Origin of the sequence: Frankia sp. AgKG'84/4 (genome assembly GCF_023242965.2) — a bacterium.
Taxonomy (GTDB): domain Bacteria; phylum Actinomycetota; class Actinomycetes; order Frankiales; family Frankiaceae; genus Frankia.
Genome location: NZ_JALKFU020000046.1, coordinates 1 through 18605, shown reverse-complemented (window position 1 = coordinate 18605; position 18605 = coordinate 1). Strand labels below are relative to the sequence as shown.

Annotated in this window: 2 protein-coding genes; both read right to left on the bottom strand. The window is 73.8% G+C overall.

Annotated elements, in window-relative coordinates; translation table 11 throughout:
• Window positions 1–6772 (bottom strand): type I polyketide synthase (locus MXD58_RS05710; protein ID WP_250609092.1); only part of this gene is annotated, 6772 nt, incomplete at its 3' end.
• 55 nt (window positions 6773–6827) lie between these two features.
• Window positions 6828–18518 carry a type I polyketide synthase gene (locus MXD58_RS05705; RefSeq protein WP_250609091.1) on the bottom strand — a complete coding sequence of 3897 codons (11691 nt, stop codon included), beginning with the start codon at window positions 18516–18518 and terminating at the stop codon, window positions 6828–6830.
• Window positions 18519–18605 lie beyond the last annotated feature (87 nt).

Here is an 18605-nt window from a genome sequence, read left to right as displayed (position 1 = left end):
GCACCGGACCACCCACCGGCAGCAACCCACCCCCACCCCCAGCCCCGAAAGCCACCGCCGGCACCTCCTCCGGCGCCTCCTCCAGAATCAGATGCGCATTCGTCCCGCTGATTCCGAACGAGGAGATCCCGGCCCGCCGGGACCGACCGTCACGCGGCCACTCCCGTGCCCGGGTCAGCAGCTCGACCGACCCGGCGGACCAGTCCACCTGGTCCGTCGGCTCGCTCACGTTTGCCGTCGCCGGCAGAACGCCGTTGCGCAGGGCCAGCACCATTTTGATCACCCCGGCGACGCCGGCGGCGGCCTGGGTGTGGCCGATGTTCGACTTCAGCGACCCCAGGAGCAGGGGGCGCTCCCGGCTGCGGCCGTGCCCGTAGGTGGCGAGCAGCGCCTGGATCTCGATCGGGTCGCCCAGCGCGGTACCCGTGCCGTGACCCTCGACGACGTCCACGTCGTCGCCGCCGATTCCCGCACTCGCCAGGGCCCGGCGGATCACCCGCTGCTGCGCGGGCCCGTTCGGCGCCGTCAGCCCGTTCGAGGCACCGTCCTGGTTGACCGCGCTACCCCGAACCAGGGCCAGGATCCGGCGCCCTCGGGTCCGGGCGTCCGAGAGACGTTCCAGCACGATGATCCCGACGCCTTCGGAGAGCACGGTGCCGTCAGCGCCCACCGAGAACGCCTTCACCCGGGCGTCGGGGGCAAGGCCGCGCTGCCGGGACATGCCCAGCACGCCGATCGGCGAGCCCATCACGGCAACCCCGCCGGCGAGTGCCATCGAGCACTCGCCCTGGCGCAGCGCTTGCGCCGCCAGATGTATCGCCACGAGAGACGACGAGCAGGCCGTGTCCACCGTGACCGCCGGGCCCTCCAGGCCGAAGACGTAGGACACCCGGCCGGACGCCACGCTGCCTGCAGTGGCCGTCGTCACGAAGCCCTCCAGCTCGGGTGGCATGTCGCTGAGCGAATCGAGGTAGTCGTGGATCGACATGCCGATGAAGACCCCGATGTCGGAACCCGCGGTGGTAGCCGGGTCGACGCCCGCGTGCTCCAGCGCCTCCCACGAGGTCTCCAGCAGCAGCCGCTGCTGCGGGTCCATCGCCAACGCCTCCCGCGGCGAGATGCCGAACAGCCCGGCGTCGAACCGGCCCGCGCCGTCCAGGAAACCGGCCTGACGCACGTAGGAGGTGCCGGCCTGGTCCGGGTCGTCGTCGAACAGGCTTTCCAGGGGCCAGCCCCGGTCGGTCGGGAAGTCGGTCATCCCCTGCCCCGCCTCGGCCAGCAGCCGCCACAGGTCGTCCGGAGTACGAATTCCGCCCGGTAGCCGGCAGGCCAGGCCGACGATGGCGATCGGCTCGTCCGGGTCGATCGGCGCGGTGGTCGGGGCCATGTCGGTGGGGGCCGCCTCGGCGTCGGCGAGCTCGCCGCGCAGATAGCGGGCCAGTGCCACGGGGGTCGGGTAGTCGAAGATCAAGGTGGCCGGCAGCTTCACCCCGGTGGCTGCGCTGAGTCGATTGCGCAGCTCGACGGCGGTCAACGAGTCGAAGCCGAGGTCGGTGAAGCCCCTGGTGCCCTGCGCGAGCTCGGGTGCGCTGAAGCCGAGCACGGTGCCGGCCTCGGACTGGACGATCCCGAGCAGCAGCTTCTCCTGTTCCGGCGCGGACTTCCCGGCCAGCCGGTGGCCGAGGCCCGTCGGGTCGTCGGCACCGGGACGGGCATGGCGCCGTCCGGTCCGGACCAGCCCGCGCAGCAGATGCGGGATGCCGGTGGCCGCCGCCTCCGACCGGATCGCCGACAGGTCGAGCTTGATGGGTACGAGCAGCGGCCGGTCAGCCCGCAGACCGACGTCGAACAACTCCAAACCCTCAGCCGGACTCAACGCCAACACCCCACCACGACCCATCCGAGCCTTATCGACCTCACTCAGATGAGCGGTCAGACCCGTGCTCTGCTCCCACAGACCCCACGCCAACGACACACCCCGCCGGCCCTCAGCCCGACGACGCGCCATCACCGCATCCACATACGCGTTCGCGGCGGCGTAGTTGCCCTGGCCGGCCGAGCCCAGGAGGGCAGCGGCCGAAGAGAAGACCACGAACGCGTCCAGGTCGGCGTCCCAGGTCAGCGCGTCCAGGTGCTGGACCGCATCCGCCTTGGGGGCGAAGACGCCGGCCATCCGCTCCGGCGTCAACGCGCCGACGACACCGTCGTCCAGAACCCCGGCGAGGTGCACCACCGCGGACAGTGGATGCTCGGTGCCGATACCGGCCAGCAGCGCGCCCATGTCGTGCCGGTCGGCGACGTCGGCCGCCACCAGGGCGATGCCCTCGGCGCCCAGCGCGCGCAGCTCGTCGGCGAGTTCCTGGGCGCCCTCGGCATCGGGGCCGCGCCGGCTGGCGAGCACAAGGTGCCGAACGCCGTGCGTACTCACCAGGTGGCGAGCCAGAATGCCACCGAGAGAGCCGGTGCCGCCGGTCAGCAGGACCGTCCCGCCGGGCCGGAAGACGGGCGGCCCGTCTGCGGACGCCTCCGCCTCGGACGCCTCCGCCTCGGACGCCTCCGCCTCGGACGCCTCCGCCTCGGACACATTGTGGCGGGCCAGCCTTGGCACTCTCAGCTCCGCCCCGCGCACGGCGACCTGCGGCTCCCGTGAGGCCAGCACGGTGGCCAGCACGGGCTCCACCTGCCCGCCGGGCTCAAGGTCGAGCAGGGTGATCCGGTCGGGGTTCTCGGCCTGGGCAGCCCGCACGAGACCCCAGACCGCCGCTCCAGCCGCGTCGGGGATGTCGCCTTCCGCGGCGACCACCGCCATGCGGGTCAGCACGACAAGCCGGGCACTGGCCGGGCCGGGCGCGGCCAGCCACGCCTGCAGCGTGGCCAGCACCTGGCAGGTCCGCCCGAGCGGGTCGTTCCCGACCGTGCCGTCGAGGATGGTCACCGACGCGCTCGGGCCGGTGACGTCCTGCGCGGTGGCTATCCGGACGATGTCCGCCAGTTCCGCCACGCCGGTCACCGACGGCAGCTCATTCCATTCGACCCGGAACAGCGAGTCGCGGTGCGCGTCGGCGGCGGCACCGAGCTGCTGGGCCGAGACCGGCAGTGACACGAGTGAGTCCATCGTGGCCACCAGCTCGCCGGACTCGTCGGCCGCCTGGAACGACAGCGCGTCCGGACCCGCCGGGGCGACCCGCACCCGCAGGGCCGAGGAACCGGCGGCATGCAGGACCAGCCCGTTCCAGGCGAATGGCAGCACCGCGCGCTCGTCATCCGGGTTCGCGAACGCGTTGGTGTGCAGGGCGGCGTCCAGCAGCGCCGGGTGGATGCCGAACCGGCCAGCCTGCTCGTGCTGTTCCCGGGGAAGCGCCGCTTCCGCGAACACCTCCGCGCCGCGGCGCCAGACCGCGCGCAGGCCCTGGAACGCCGGACCATACGCGTAGCCACGGGCGACGAGGCCGGGGTAGAAGGCGCCGATGTCGACCGGCTCGGCGTCCGGCGGCGGCCAGGACGCGAAGTCGACCGCCGGCGTCGCGGTCTCGTGCTCGCCGGCGGAGAGCAGACCGGTGGCATGCCGGCTCCAGGATCCGGATGGGTCGTCGTCGCGAGCCGAGTAGACGTCGACCGACCGGGCGCCGCTCGGGCCCGGTCCGCTCACCGCCACCTGGACCCGCACGCCGCCCTTCGCCGGCAACACCAGTGGTGCCTCGATCACGAGCTCGTCCAGCACGCCACAGCCGAACTCGTCACCGGCCCGGACCGCGAGGTCGACGTACACCGTGCCCGGCACGATCACGTGCCCGCGCATGGCGTGGTCGGCCAGCCAGGGGTGGGTTCGCAGCGACAGCCGGGACGTGAAGGCCAGGCCGCCGGACTGCGGCAGCGGCACGATCGCGCCCAGCAGAGGGTGGTCGCTCGGGGTCAGACCAAGCGAGGCGGCGTCCGAGCGGTCTGAGCCGAGCCGCAGCCAGTAGTGCCGATGGTCGAAGGCATAGGTCGGCAGGTCGTTCCAGCCGGGGTCGGCGGCCGGTGCCCCGATCGGCAGGATCGACGCCCAGTCGAGATCGACGCCACGGACGAACAGCTCGCCCATCGAGATCATCAGCCGGCCGAGGCCCCCTTCCTCCCGGCGCAGCGACCCGACGGCCAGGACCGGCGAGCCGGTGCTCTCCCCCGCGCCGTCGACGATCTCGTTGATCGGCTGGATCAGGACCGGGTGGGCGCTCGTTTCCAGGAAGATCCCATGCCCGCTCGCGAGCAGGTCCTCTACGGCCGCGGCGAACCGGACCGGCGCACGAAGGTTGCGGAACCAGTAGCCGCCGTCGAGCACGCCGGCCGCGCGGATCCACTCACCGGTCACCGTGGAGCGCAACGGGATTGTCGGCGCCTGCGCGCGGATGTCGGCGAAGGCACCGGCGAGGGTGGACCGGACCGCCTCCACGTGGCTGGTGTGCGACGCGTAGTCGACCGCGAGCCGGCGCACCCGCACGCCTTGGTCGACCAGGGCGTCCAGGGCCTCGTCGAGGGCCTCAGCGTCGCCGGCGATCACGACGCCGCGTGGCCCGTTGACGGCGGCGATCTCGACGCGTCCGGACCAGCGGGCGATCCGGTCGGCCGCGTCCGCCTCACCCAGCGCGACCGAGGCCATTCCGCCGCGCCCTGACAGCCGCTCGCCGATCGCCTGGCTGCGCACGGCCACGATCCGGGCCGCGTCGTCGAGGCTGAGGGCACCTGCGACACAGGCGGCCGCGATCTCGCCCTGCGAATGTCCCACCACGGCATCCGGCTGCACCCCGGCCGACTGCCAGAGCGCGGCCAGCCCGAGCATGACGGCGAACCCGGCCGGCTGGACGACATCGACCCGGCTCGCCAGCTCCGGCGTGACATCGCCGCGCAGAACATCCACCAGCGACCAGTCGACCCAGCGGGCCAGGGCGACGGCGCACTCGGCGATGCGCCCAGCGAAAACCGGCGAGGTGTCCAGCAGGTCACGGCCCATGCCGTCCCACTGCGTGCCCTGGCCGGGAAACACCCAGACGAGCTTGCCGGGCGGATCGGCCCGTCCGCTCACCGCCGCCGGCCCACTCTCGCCGCGGGCCAGCGCGGCGAGCCTGTCGCGGGCCTCATCCGCGGAGCTGGCCACCACCACGGCCCGCTCGGCCAGCACCGCCCGCCGGGTGGCGAGCAGACCGCCCATCCGCGGCAGGGTGTCCTGGGAGGTCTCGGCCGCGTCGAGGTAGCGGGCAAGCCGCCCGAGCTGGCCGGTCAGGGACGCTGGCGTGGCCGCGGAGACCACCAGCGGCACCGGATCGGACGGCGTGGGCGGGGTGGCGGCCGGGACGGACCGGCCGGCGGGTTCCGGCGTCGGAGCGTCCTGCGCCGCAGGTTCGACCGCGGGCGCCTCCTCGACGATCAGGTGCGCGTTGGTGCCGCTCGCGCCGAACGCGGACACGCCGGCCCTGCGAGGATGCCCGTTCACCGGCCACGGCCGGGACTCGGTGAGCAGCGCGATGGCGCCCGACGACCAGTCGGCCCGCGGGGTTGGCGCGTCGACGTGGCGAGAGGCGGGCAGCACGCCATGCCTAAGAGCGAGCACGGTGCGGATCAGCGCGGCCACCCCGGACGCCGCCTGCGTATGGCCGATGACCGACTTCACCGATCCCAGCCACAGCGGGGAACTCGCGTCGCGGCCCTGGCCGTAGGTGGCCTGCAGCGCCTGGATCTCGATCGGGTCACCGAGCACGGTGCCGGTGCCGTGGCCCTCGACGGTGTCAATGTCGGTCGGTTCCAGCTCGCAGGCGGCAAGCGCCTTGCGGATCACCCGCTGCTGCGCCGGGCCGTTCGGCGCCGTGAGCCCGTTGGAGGCGCCGTCCTGATTCACCGCCGAGCCGCGGACGACAGCCAGCACCTGATGTCCGAGCTCGCGGGCCCGGGACAGGCGCTCCAGGACGACGACGCCGACGCCCTCGGCCCAGCCAGACCCGTCGGCGCAGGCGGCATAGGACTTGCAGCGGCCGTCGAACGCCAGCGCCCGCTGCCGGGCGAACCCCACGAAGCCACCGGGCGTGGCCATCACCGTGGAGCCACCGACCAGTGCCATGGAGCACTCACCGCGGCGCAGGGCCTGCGCGGCCAGATGGACGGCGACCAGCGACGACGAACACATCGTGTCCACCGTGACCGCGGGGCCCTCCAGACCCAGGGCGTAGGCGACCCGGCCGGACACCACTCCCCCGGCAGTGCCGAGCGCGCGTTCCAGGCTCAGGAACCCCTCGTAACCGCTGAGGTCAGGCGCGTAGTCCTGGTGCACGACACCCGCGTAGACGCCGACCTCGCTACCGCGCAGGCTGTGCGGCTCGATCCCGCCGCGTTCCAGCGCCTCCCAGGAGACCTCCAGGAGTTGGCGCTGCTGCGGGTCCATCGCGAGCGCCTCACGCGGGGAGATGCCGAAGAAGGCGGCGTCGAACTGGCCCGCGTCGTGCAGGAAGGCGCCCTCGCGCACGTACGTCGTCCCCGGGTTGTCCGGGTCGGGGTGGTAGAGACCTTCCAGGTCCCAGCCGCGGTCGTCGGGGAACGGGGTGTAGACGTCCGTGCCGTCGGTCAGCACCCGCCAGAAGTCCTCTGGGGTGCGGATCCCGCCTGCGAAGCGGCAGGCCATGGACACGATCGCGATCGGCTCGGCGGCGGCCTCGGTCAGCCGGGTGTTTTCCTGCTGCAGCCGGACGTTCTCCTTCAGCGAGGCCCGCAGGGCGTTGACGAGCTGCTCGTCAGGCACCGGCATAGTGGATCCCTCCGTGGTCGTCGCTGGGCCGAGTTCGTGATGCTCCCGAGGGGGCCTATCTGGGCGCTCCGAGGGCGCGTTGGACAAGCGCCGTCACATCCATGTCGTCGATCAGGTCGGCGTCGCCGTCTGGACCGGCCGCGGGAACCACGGCCTGGTCCGGGGAGTCCAGGTCGCTCCCGTCGCCGTCGACGGGGGCGAGCGCGAGCAGAGTCTGGAGCAGACCGGCCTGCTCGATCCGGGCGAGGGGGACGGACGCCAGCACCCGGCGGACCTCCTCCTCCCGCGCCACCGGGTCGTCGTCCGGCTCGCGCAGCAGCTCCTCGCGCAGGTAGCCGACGACGGCGTCCGGAGTCGGATAGTCGAAGATCAGGGTGGTCGGTAGTCGCAGTCCGGTGGCGACGTTGAGGCTGTTGCGCAGGTTCACCGCGGCGAGCGAGTCGAACCCGGCCTCCTGGAAGGCCTGCAACGCCCCGATCGCCTCGGCGCCGCCATGGCCGAGCACGGTGGCGGCATGGCCGCGGACCAGCCGGAGCAGCATCCGGTTGCGCTCCGCCTCGGGCGCGGCCCGCAGCGACTGGGCGAACGCGGACGCGGCATCGCCGTCCTGGTCCTCCATGGTCGCCCGCAGCGCGGCCGCGGCCTCTTCCAGGTCGGCGAGCAGCGGGCTCGGCCGCACGGAGGTGAACGCCGGCATGAACGCCGACCAGTTGACGTCTACGACCACCACAGCCCGGTCGTCCGCCTCCACCGCCTGCTCCAACGCTGACACCGCCAGTTCCGGTGCCATCGGCAGCACTCCGCGGCGGCGCAGTTGGGCGAGAGCGTCCTCGTCCATGCCGATCCCGACCTCGTCGAGGGCACCCCAGGCGATCGACGTCGCCCGCAGCCCGCTGCCGCGCCACTGGTCCACCAGAGCGTCCAGAACCGCGTTGGCCGCGCCGGACATCCCCTGGCCTCCGCCGCCCCACACCGCCGCGATGGAGGAGAAGACCACGAATGCCTGCGGCAGCATGTCCGCGAGGCGCTCGGCCAGCCACCGTGCCGGGTCAACCTTCACGGCCAGCACAGCGCCCACGTCGTCCGGCCCGCTCGCATCGACCGTGCTAGTCCAGGCGATGTCAGCGGCATGCACGACGCCGGTGAGCGGACGCTGGGGTCCGGCAGCGACAAGCACCGCGTCGAGCGCGGCGGTGTCGCCGGCAGCGCAGGAGGCCACGGTGGTGGCGAGGCCAAGCTCGGCGAGCGTGGCGCGCAGTCGCTCCACCGGGTCGGCTCCGTCCCCGGCGCCGGCCGCGGCTGAGGGCGAAGCCGCAGCCGCGCTCGACGGAGCCGGCGTGATGACGACGAGATGCTCGGCGCCATTGCGGGCCAGCCAGAGTGAAGCGTGCCGGCCCAGCCCCTGGGCGCCGCCGGTCACCAGCACCGTGCCGCTCGGGCGCCAGTGGTCCTCGACGGCCTCGGGTGCGGCGCGGCGCACGAGGCGGCGACCGTAGACACCGGACCGGCGAATCGCGAGCTGGTCCTCGCCGGTGTCGCCGGTCAGGACGCCGAGCAACCGGCGTACCGCGGACTCGTCCAGCCCAGGGGGCAGGTCGACCAGTCCGCCCCAGCGGTCGGCGTGTTCCAGGGCGACGGCCCGGCCAAGGCCCCACCACGCCGCCTGCGCCGGCGCGGTCACGGCGTCCTGCACACCGATGTCCACCGCGCCGCGGGTCAGGCACCACAGGGGTGCGACCACGTCGGCGTCCCCGAGGGCCTGCACCACGGTGAGCGCGCCGACGGCGACGTCCCGCGCCGCCTGCGCGCCCGTGTTGTCCGCGGTGGGCAGGCAGAGCACGCCGCGGACAACGCGCCCGGCGACGGTCTCGAGGATCCGCCCGGCGAGTGCGGATCGGTCGGTGCCCGCAGCCACCTCAAGCTCGACGGTGTCCAGGCCCAGCTCCACCAGCGCCCTGACAAGGCCGGCCCGATCCGACCCACCGGGGGCCGGCCGCAGCACCAGCCACGTGCCAGACGGCAGACCGGCCGGGTCCCGTTCCAGCTGTTGCCAGCTGACGTGGTGGCGCAGCTTGCGCGCCACCGACCTGCGCCGGCGCCGGCCGCGCCAGCCTGACAGCAGGGGCAGCACCGGCGCGAGCACACCGTCCCCGCCGCCCGCCAAGCCGAGGAGTCGACCGAGTTCGCCAGAATTGGGCCGTTCGACGGCGGCCCAGAACTCCTCGTCCTCGCCGCCCGCGGCACCGTCCAGCCCACCGGCCTCGCGAAGCCAGTAGCGCTGGCGGTCGAAGGCGTAGGTCGGCAGTTGCACCCGAGGGTTCGCGACAGGTGGCAGCACAGCCGTCCAGTCGACGGCGACGCCGGTCGTGAACACCTCGGCGAACGACGTCAGCAGCCGTCGCCGGCCACCGTCGTCGCGGCGCAGCGTGCCGGTCACGGCGACGGTGACCCCGGCGGCCTCGGCAACCTCGGTGATCGGCTGGATGAGCACCGGGTGAGGACTGATCTCGACGAAGGTCGTGAACCCGGCCGTGATCAGGTCTGCCGTCGCGGGCCCGAAGCGCACCTGGTGGCGCAGGTTCCGGTACCAGTAGCCGCTGTCGAGGACGCCGGCGTCGCCGATCCAGTCCCGCAGCAGCGTGGAGTAGAGGGGGATGACCGGGGCCCGCGCCTCGATCCCGGCGAGGTCCTCCGCCAGCACCGCCTCGAGTGCCTCCACCTGCGCGGTGTGCGAGGCGTAGTCCACCGCGACCCGTCGGACCCGAATGCCGTCCGAGGCCAGCTCCGTCAGAGCGCGGTCCAGCGCGTCATCGTCGCCGGCGATCACGACCGATACCGGGCTGTTCACCGCCGCGACCGTCACGCGCCCGGCCCACGGTCGCAGCCGCTGCTCCGCCTGAGCCGGTGCAATCCCGACCGCGGCCATCGCACCCCGGCCTGCAAGGCCGGAAAGGATCGCGGTGCTGCGGCGGGCCACGACGCGGGCAGCGTCACCGAGGCTCAGCGCGCCGGCCACGAACGCGGCGGCGATCTCGCCCTGCGAGTGCCCGAGCACGGCGTCCGGCACCACCCCGGCATCCGCCCACACAGCCGCGAGGGCGACCATCACGGCGAAGCTGCTGACCTGGACGACGTCGACCCGTTCGGCGAACGCGGCGTCGACCTCGCCGCGCAGCACAGCCGCCAGCGACCAGTCGATCCATGGCGCCAGCGCGTCGGCGCAGGCTTGGACCCGCGCGGCGAACACCGGGCTGCTGTCCATCAGCGCGCGGCCCATGCCCCGCCACTGCGCGCCCTGCCCGGGGAAGACCCAGACAAGTCGGCCGCCCCCCGCCGCGGCCGGACCGCCGACGACACCCGGGTGACTCTCGCCGCGGGCCAGCGCGCGCAGCCCGGCCAGGGCCTCGGCGTTCGTCGACGCGAGCACCACCGCCCGCCGGGTCAGCGTGGCCCGCTGGGTGACGAGCGCGCTCGCCAGGTCGGGCAGTGGGGTCGCGGCGTCGATGAGCTCGCCCAGCCGAGCGACCTGGCCGGCCAGCGCCGGCGTGGTCCGAGCGGAGATCACGAGCGGCAGGGCCTCGTACGCGGGATCGGAGCCGCCGTGGACGTCGCTGTCCGGGTCGCCGCTGGTCGGTGCGGACTCGGCGGTACTCGCCCCGCCGTCGAACAGGTCCTCGCCGGGTGCCTCCTCGATGATGACGTGTGCGTTGGTGCCGCTGGCACCGAACGACGACACTCCAGCCCGTCGGGGACGGCCGTCGCCGATCCAGTCCCGTTGCGACGTCAGCAGCCGCACCGCGCCCTCGGCCCAGTCGACCTGACCGGTCGGTTCAGCGACGTGCAGTGTGGCCGGCAGGACGCCGTGCCGCAGCGCTTGGACCATCTTGATGATCCCGGCGACCCCGGCGGCGGCCTGGGTGTGGCCGATGTTGGATTTGAGCGAACCCAACCACAGCGGCCGGCCCGGCTCCCGGTCCTGTCCGTATGTGGCCATCAGCGCCTGGATTTCGATCGGATCGCCCAGGACCGTGCCGGTGCCGTGGCCCTCCACCGCGTCGACGTCGGCCGGGGCCAGCCCGGCCGAGGCCAGTGCCTGCCGGATGACCCGCTGCTGCGAGGTCCCGTTCGGTGCCGTCAGTCCGTTGGAGGCGCCGTCGGAGTTCACCGCGCTCCCCCGCACCAGCGCGAGTACCCGGTGCCCGTGCCGCCTGGCGCGCGAGAGCCGTTCGAGCAGGAGGACCCCGACGCCCTCGGACCAGCCGGTGCCGTCCGCCGTCGAGGAGTAGGACCTGCACCGGCCGTCCGCGGACAGTCCGCGTTGCCGGGAGAACTCCACGAACGCGTCCGGGCTCGCCATCACGGTCGCGCCGCCGGCGAGGGCCATCGAGCACTCGCCGCGGCGCAGCGCCTGCGCTGCCAGGTGGATCGCCACGAGCGAGGAGGAGCAGGCGGTGTCGACCGTGACGGCCGGGCCCTCGAAGCCGAACACGTACGACACCCGACCCGAGGCGACGCTGGGCGACGTCCCGGTCATCACGTAACCCTCGGCGTCCGGCGGCACCTCTCGCAGCCGGCTGACATAGTCGTGGTGGACGATCCCGGTGAAAACGCCGACGTCACGCCCGCGCAGCGAGAGCGGGTCGATCCCGGCTCGTTCCAGCACCTCCCAGGACGACTCGAGCAGCAGCCGCTGCTGCGGGTCCATCGCGAGCGCCTCGCGGGGGGCGATGCCGAACAGCGCGGCGTCGAAGTGGGCAGCGTCGGTGAGGAAACCGCCGGAGCGAGTGTAGGTGGTGCCGGCGTGGGCCGGGTCCGGGTGGTACAGCCTGTCGATGTCCCAGTCCCGGTCGGCGGGAAAGCCGCCGATGGCATCCCGGCACTCGCGCAGCAGCGACCACAGTGCCTGTGGGCTGTCAGCACCGCCGGGCAGCCGGTTGGCCATGGCAACGATCGCGATCGGCTCATCCCGCTCGTCCGAGGTCGCAGGCGAGGAGTCCGCGGCGCTCGCTTCGGTGCCCCCGGACAGCTGTCCGAGCAGGTGGGTGGCCAGCAGCGCGGGGGTGGGATGGTCGAAAACGACAGTGTTGGGCAGTCGCAGACCGGTGTGGTCGCGAAGCCGGTTGCGCAGCCGGACCGCGCCCAGCGAGTCGAAGCCCATGGCCTTGAAGGGCTGATCCCGATCGTAGTCCTCCTCGGACGGGTGCCCGCTGTGACCGAGGACCACGAGCACGCTCTCGCGGACAAGGTCGGCCAGTGCCCGGGCCCGCCGGGTGTGTTCGACACCCGCCAGGTGATCGTCCGGTTGGCTGCCGCGGTCCCGTGGGAGCTCGGCCGCCGCGGCCGGGTAGCCCGGGTCGGTGTCGGGCGCGGCGGTGGGCTCCGGGCCGGGCCGCACCCAGTAGTGGCGGTGTTGGAAGGCATAGGTCGGCAGATCGACGTCCGGCACGGCAACACCAGCGCGCCCCAGGAACGCCGGCCAGTCGACGGCCACGCCGTGGGCGTGCAGGTCAGCAAACGCGGCACGCACGGCGGCGTCCTCGGCCTCCTCGGCCGGCAGCGCCGCGACCGCGTGCAACGCCGGCTGCCCTGCCGCGCCGTCGACCGGAAGGTCCAGGAGCATCGCGGTCAGGACGGCACCGGGACCGAGCTCCAGGACATGGGTGGCGCCCTCGGCCCGCAACGCCGCGACGGCGTCCGCGAACCGCACCGGCTGCCGGACCTGTTCCACCCAGTAGTCCGCCGTCGACCACCGACCCCGCTGGTCGGCCGCGCCCGTGAGCGTGGAGACGACCCGCAGCCGCGCGGGCCGATAGGTCAGCCGTTCGGCGACCGCCCGGAACTCGGGGAGCATGGGCTCCATCTGAGCCGAATGGAAAGCATGGCTGACGGCGAGCCGGTGGGTGCGCCGGCCGTGACCGGCCAGCTCGGCCGCGATGGCCAGCACGGCGTCCTCGGTGCCGGACAGCACCACCGCGTCCGGCCCGTTCACCGCGGCCAGGACCGCCGCCCCGGCGGTCCTGGCCAGCAGCGGCGCGACCTCCGCCTCGCTGGCCTGTACAGCGACCATGGCCCCGCCGCCGGGCAGGGCGTCCATCAGCCGCCCGCGGGCAGCGACGAGCGCGGCGGCATCCGCCAGCTCCAGCACGCCCGCGACGTGGGCCGCGGCCAGCTCGCCGACGGAGTGGCCGGCGGCGAGACCGACCTGGACCCCCCAGGAGGCGAACAGCCGGAATAGCGCGGTCTCCAGCGCGAAGAGTCCGGCCTGGCCGTAGACCGTGCGTTCGAGCAGCGCGGCGTCCGCCGACCCGGGCGCGGCCGACAGCACGGCGCCTAGCGGGCGGGGCAGGTGGCCTTCGAGGTGGTGCTCGAGGGCGCCGAGCGCATCGCCGAAGGCGGCCCGGAACACCGGGTGCCGTTGCACGAGCTCGGCGCCCATCGCGGCCCGCTGGCTGCCCTGACCGGTGAACACCACGGCCAGCTTGCCCTCGCTCGCCGTGCCGGTGGTCAGGCCCGGGACCGAAGTGCCCGCCTCCAACGCCCGCAGCCGTGCGACCAGGCCGGCTCTGTCGACCGCCGTGACGACCGCGCGCTGTGGCAGGTGCGCCCGGGTGGCGACGAGGGCATGTGCGGCGTCGTGTACTGCCAGTTCCGGCCGGGCCGCCAGGAACGCGGCCAGCCGACCGGCCTGACCACGAAGGCCCGCCGGGGAACGGCCGGACACCGGTAGCACGGCGGGCGCGCCAGGATCATCGGCCAGTGGTCGCGTCGCCGGTCGATCGCCTTCAGGCCCGTCGCTCGCGGGTGGCTCGGCGACGATGACGTGCGCGTTCGTGCCGCCGATGCCGAACGAGGAGATTCCGGCCCGCCGGGGGCGCCCGGTGCGCGGCCACTGCCGGGCCGTCGTCAGGAGCCGGACCCCGCCGCCAGACCAGTCAACATGGTCCGAAGGCCGGTCCGCGTGCAGCGTGCGGGGTAACACGCCGTACCGCAGGGCCATGACCATCTTGATCACGCCCGCGACGCCGGCGGCCGCCTGGGTGTGACCGAGGTTCGACTTGATGGACCCGAGCCACAGCGGCTGGCCCTGCGGCCGGCCCGCCCCGTAGGTCTCTAGCAGCGCCTGCGCCTCGATCGGGTCGCCGAGGGTGGTACCGGTGCCGTGACCCTCGACGGCGTCGATGTCCGCCGGCTCCAGCCGGGCGTCCGCCAGCGCGGCCCGGATCACCCGCTGCTGCGCCGGCCCGTTCGGGGCGGTCAGACCGTTCGAGGCGCCGTCGGAGTTCACCGCGGATCCCGCGACGACCGCGAGCACCTGGTGCCCGGCCTGGCGCGCGTCACAGAGCCGCTCCAACAGGAGCAGCCCGACGCCCTCCGACCAGCCGGTCCCGTCGGCCGCGTCGGAGAACGCCTTGCAGCGCCCGTCCGGTGCCAGGCCCCGTTGCCGCGAGAACTCCACGAACGTCTGCGGATCGGCCATCACCATGACGCCGCCGGCCAGCGCCATCGAGCACTCACCGGATCGCAGCGCCCGGGCTGCCAGATGCAGAGCGACCAGCGACGACGAGCACGCCGTGTCGAGCGTGAGAGCCGGGCCCTCGAACCCATGGTGGTAGGCCAGCCGGCCGGACAGGACGCTGGCCGACGACCCGGTCAGCCGGTACCCCTCGGTCTGCGGCGTATCCCGCACCAGCACGGCGTAGTCGTGGCTGTTCACACCCGTGAACACGCCGACCTCCCGGCCGGCCAGCGACGTCGCGTCGATGCGGGCATGCTCGAACAGCTCCCACGACGTCTCCAGCAACAGCCGCTGCTGCGGATCCATCGCCAACGCCTCGGCCGGTGAGATGCCGAAGAATCCGGCGTCGAAGCCGCCAGCGTCGTCCAGGAACCCGCCGTGGCGAACGTAGGACGTCCCGGGGTGGTCGGGGTCCGGGTGGTAGAGCTGTTCGACATCCCAGCCCCGGTCAGCGGGAAACTCGGTCACCGCGTCGCCGCCCTCGGACACCAGCCGCCAAAGGTCCTCCGGGCTGTGCACGCGCCCCGGGAAGCGGCAGGACATCGCGATGACCGCGATCGGCTCTTCCGTCGATGCGGTCCGGGCGCTCGGGGTGGCCGGCGCGGCGGCGAACAGCCTGGCCCGCAGGTGCTCCGCAAGAGCGCTCGGGCGCGGATGGTCGAAGACCATCGCCGCCGGCAACGGGCAACCGGTGGCCTGAGCCAGCCGATTACGCAGTTCCACCGCGGTGAGTGAGTCAAAGCCGGCGTCCTTGAAGGTCCGTCCGGGGGAGATCGCCTTCAGGTCACGGTGCCCGAGCACCTCGGCCGCATGCCGCCGCACCAGCCGCTCCAGCCGTTCGGTCTGCTCCTGTGGCGCGAGCCCGGCCAGCTCCGATCGCAGTGACTCCGCCCGCCGCACGGGTGAGCCGTCGGCCGGAGCCGGCACGCCGGCCAGGGAGCGCAACGGCGCCGCGACCGGCTCCCCGCCGGCTACGGCCCGCAGTCCGCCGAGGTCGAAATGGGCGGCGACCAACGGGCTGCCTGTCCCCGCACCGGCCAGCAGGGCGTCGTCCAGCAGCGCGCAACCCTCGGTCGCCGAGAGCCCCACCATCCCGGAACGGCGGGTCCGGCCCAGGTCCGCTACGCCAAGGTGGTCGGTAAGCCCACTCACCTCGTTCCAGTACCCCCAGGCGATGCTGGTGGCCGGCCGCCCGGCGGCCCGTCGGCGAGCGGCCAGGGTGTCCAGCACGGCGTTGGCGGCGCCGTAGTTGGCCTGGCCAGGATTGCCGAGGACACCGGCGGCCGAGGAGTACAGCACGAACGCGGCCAGGTCAAGATCGCGGGTCAGCTCGTCCAGGTGCCGGGCGGCGTCCACCTTGGGCCGCAGCACGGCGTCGAGCCGTTCGGCGGTCATTCCCGCCACCACGCCGTCGTCCAGCGCGCCGGCGGCGTGCACCACAGCGGTCAGCGGCGCCTGGGCCGCAACGGCGGCCAGCAGCGCGACGAGCTGGCCGCGGTCGCTGACGTCGCACGCCGCCAGCGTCACCTGGGCGCCCAGCTCGGCGAGTTCGGCGCGCAGTGCGCCGGCACCGGCGGCCTGCGGGCCGCCGCGACTCGCGAGCAGCAGATGGCGGACGCCATGCTGGCGGACCAGGTGCCTGGCGGTGATCGCGCCGAGGGTTCCGGTACCGCCGGTGATCAGGACGGTGCCGTGCGGGTCCAGCGGGAGGCCCGCCACCGCGGCGGGCACGCCGGTGTCGGCGGTGGCCGAGTGCTGGGGCGGCCGAGCGAGTCGCGGCGCGCTGGCGACCGACCCGCGGACCCGGATCTCGGGCTCGTCACCGGCCAGTGCCTTCCCGAGCAGCTCGTCCGTCAGCCGTTCGTCGGCCGCCAGTTCGACGAGCACGATCCGGCCCGGGTGTTCGGAGGCCGCGCAGCGCAGCAGCCCGCGGACGGCGGCCGCGCCGAGGTCGTCGCTGGCCTCGCCGTGCACGACGAGACGACTCGCTTCGAGCGACGGCTGGGCGAGCCAGGCCCGCAGCACGTCGAGGACCGCGCCGGCGGCGACCCTGGGATCGTCCGTCCCCCGCGGTGCCTCGAAGAGCACGACATCGGGCCTCTGGCCCTCCGCCTGTTCGACGGCGCCCGCGTCCGTGACCCGCGCGACGCGGAGCGCGGGCGAGCGGGCCCCGGTCCAGTCGAGGTCGGTCCAGTCGAGGTCGGCCCAGTCGAGGTGGTACAGCGGAAGTCGCGCGCCGACGTCGGCCAGGGAGAACGGCCGGGCCTCGATGGAGGCGGCGGTGAACACTGGCGCGCTGTCCAGGCTGTCCAGGCTGTCCAGGCGCAGGGCCAGGCCGCCGCCGACGTGGGACACCGACGGTCGGACCTCGCTCGCGTCGGTCGTCCACAGCCGCACGCCGGACCAGACGGCGTCGATCGTGCCCGCGGGCAGCTGCGCCCGCACGGCCGCGTCGAGCAGCGCCGGATGCGGGTCGTGGCGACCCGCGCCCCCGGGGACGGAGCTGGTCAACGCGGCGCCGCCCGCGGCGTGACCACGGTCGGCGGGAGCACGGTCGGCGGGAGCAAGGTCGGCGGGAGCACTCGCGGGCGGGCCCACGGCTGTCCCGAGGAGCCCGGTGGCATGGCGCGTCCAGGTTCCGTGCCGATCATCGGCGGCCCGCGACCAGATCTCCACGGGGCGACCGCCGGACTCGTCCTCGGCCCCCGCCGCGATCTCGACGTCCCGGGCGCCGCGCTCGGGCAGGAGCACCGGCCGGGCGACCTCAAGGCGCTCGACCACGGGGGCACCGATCTCGCCGCCGAAGCGGAGCAGTGCCTCTACCAGCGCGGCATTGGGCACCAGGGCACCGCCGGAGACGGCGTGCTCGGCCAGCCACGGGTGCGCGGCGGCGGTCCACCGCGCGACCGCCAGGAAGCCGCCGGTCGCGGGCAGGTCGGCGACCGCACCCAGCAGGGGATGGCGGGTGGCGGCCAGGCCGAGCCTGGCCGGGTCGGTTACGGCGGTACCGGCCAGCCAGTAGCGCTGGTACTCGAAGGCATAGGTCGGCAGGTCGACCCAGTCGGAGCCGGCCGGGGTCACAGCGGCCCAGTCCACCGGCGCGCCGTGCACGAAGGCCTCAGCCAACGAGGTCAGCAGCCGGGTGAGACCACCGTCGTCCCGGCGAAGGGTGCCGTGGGCTGCGACCGCGACGCCCAAGGCGTCCGCGGTCTCGGTGATCGGCGCGACGAGCAGCGGGTGGGCGCTGATTTCGACGAACGTCGTGAAGCCTGTCGCGATGAGATCTTCCACCGCCGGGCCGAAAAGTACCTGGTGGCGCAGGTTTCGATACCAGTAGTCGCCCTCCAGCTCGCCGGCATCCCGAATCCAGGCCCGGGTGAGCGTGGAGTAGAACGGCAGCACAGGCGCCTGCGACCGGATCCTGCCGAGCGCTGCCGCGAGATCGGATTCGACCGCCTGGACGTGCGGCGTGTGCGAGGCGTAGTCAACTGCCAGCCGCCGGATCCGGACGCCGTCTGCCGCGAGTGCGTTGAGCGCCTCACCAAGGGCGTCGTCGTCACCGGCGACCACCACCGACACCGGGCTGTTGACCGCCGCCACCGACACCCGGCCGGACCAGGGCCTCAGCCGCTCGCCCACCTCGGACTGGGCCAGCGCCACCGACGCCATCGCGCCACGGCCGGACAGCGAGGCGGCGATGGCGTGTGCCCGGGCCGAGACGATCCGGGCCGCGTCGTCGAGCGTGAGCGCGCCAGCGACGCACGCGGCGGCGATCTCGCCCTGGGAGTGGCCGAGGACGGCATCCGGCACGATGCCGGCCGACGTCCAGACCTGGGCGAGGGCGACCATGACCGTGAAGCTGGTGACCTGAACGATGTCGACCCGCTGCGCGAAGCCGGCCTCGGCCCGCCCGCGCAGGACGTCCTGCGGCGACCAGTCGATCCACGGCGCGAACGCCGCGGCGCACTCCTGTACCCGGGCGGCGAAACCGGGGTGACTGTCGAGAAGCTCACGGCCCATGCCGAGCCACTGGCCGCCCTGCCCGGGAAACACCCACACCAGCCGGCCGCCGGCCGCGCCGTCGCGCGCCGTGACAACCACCGGATCGGACTCGCCGCGGGAGAGCGCGAGCAGTGCCGCACGGGCCTGCTCGCCGTCCCCGGCAACGACGACGGCACGCTGTTCGTGGACGGCCCGGTGCCGCACCAGGGCCGAGGCCAGATCGACCAACGACGGTGTGGTCGCGTCCAGGTAGACGTAGGGGAAACCGGCGTGGTCCAGACGCCGGGCCCGCCAGACGTCGGCCTCCCGGTCCAA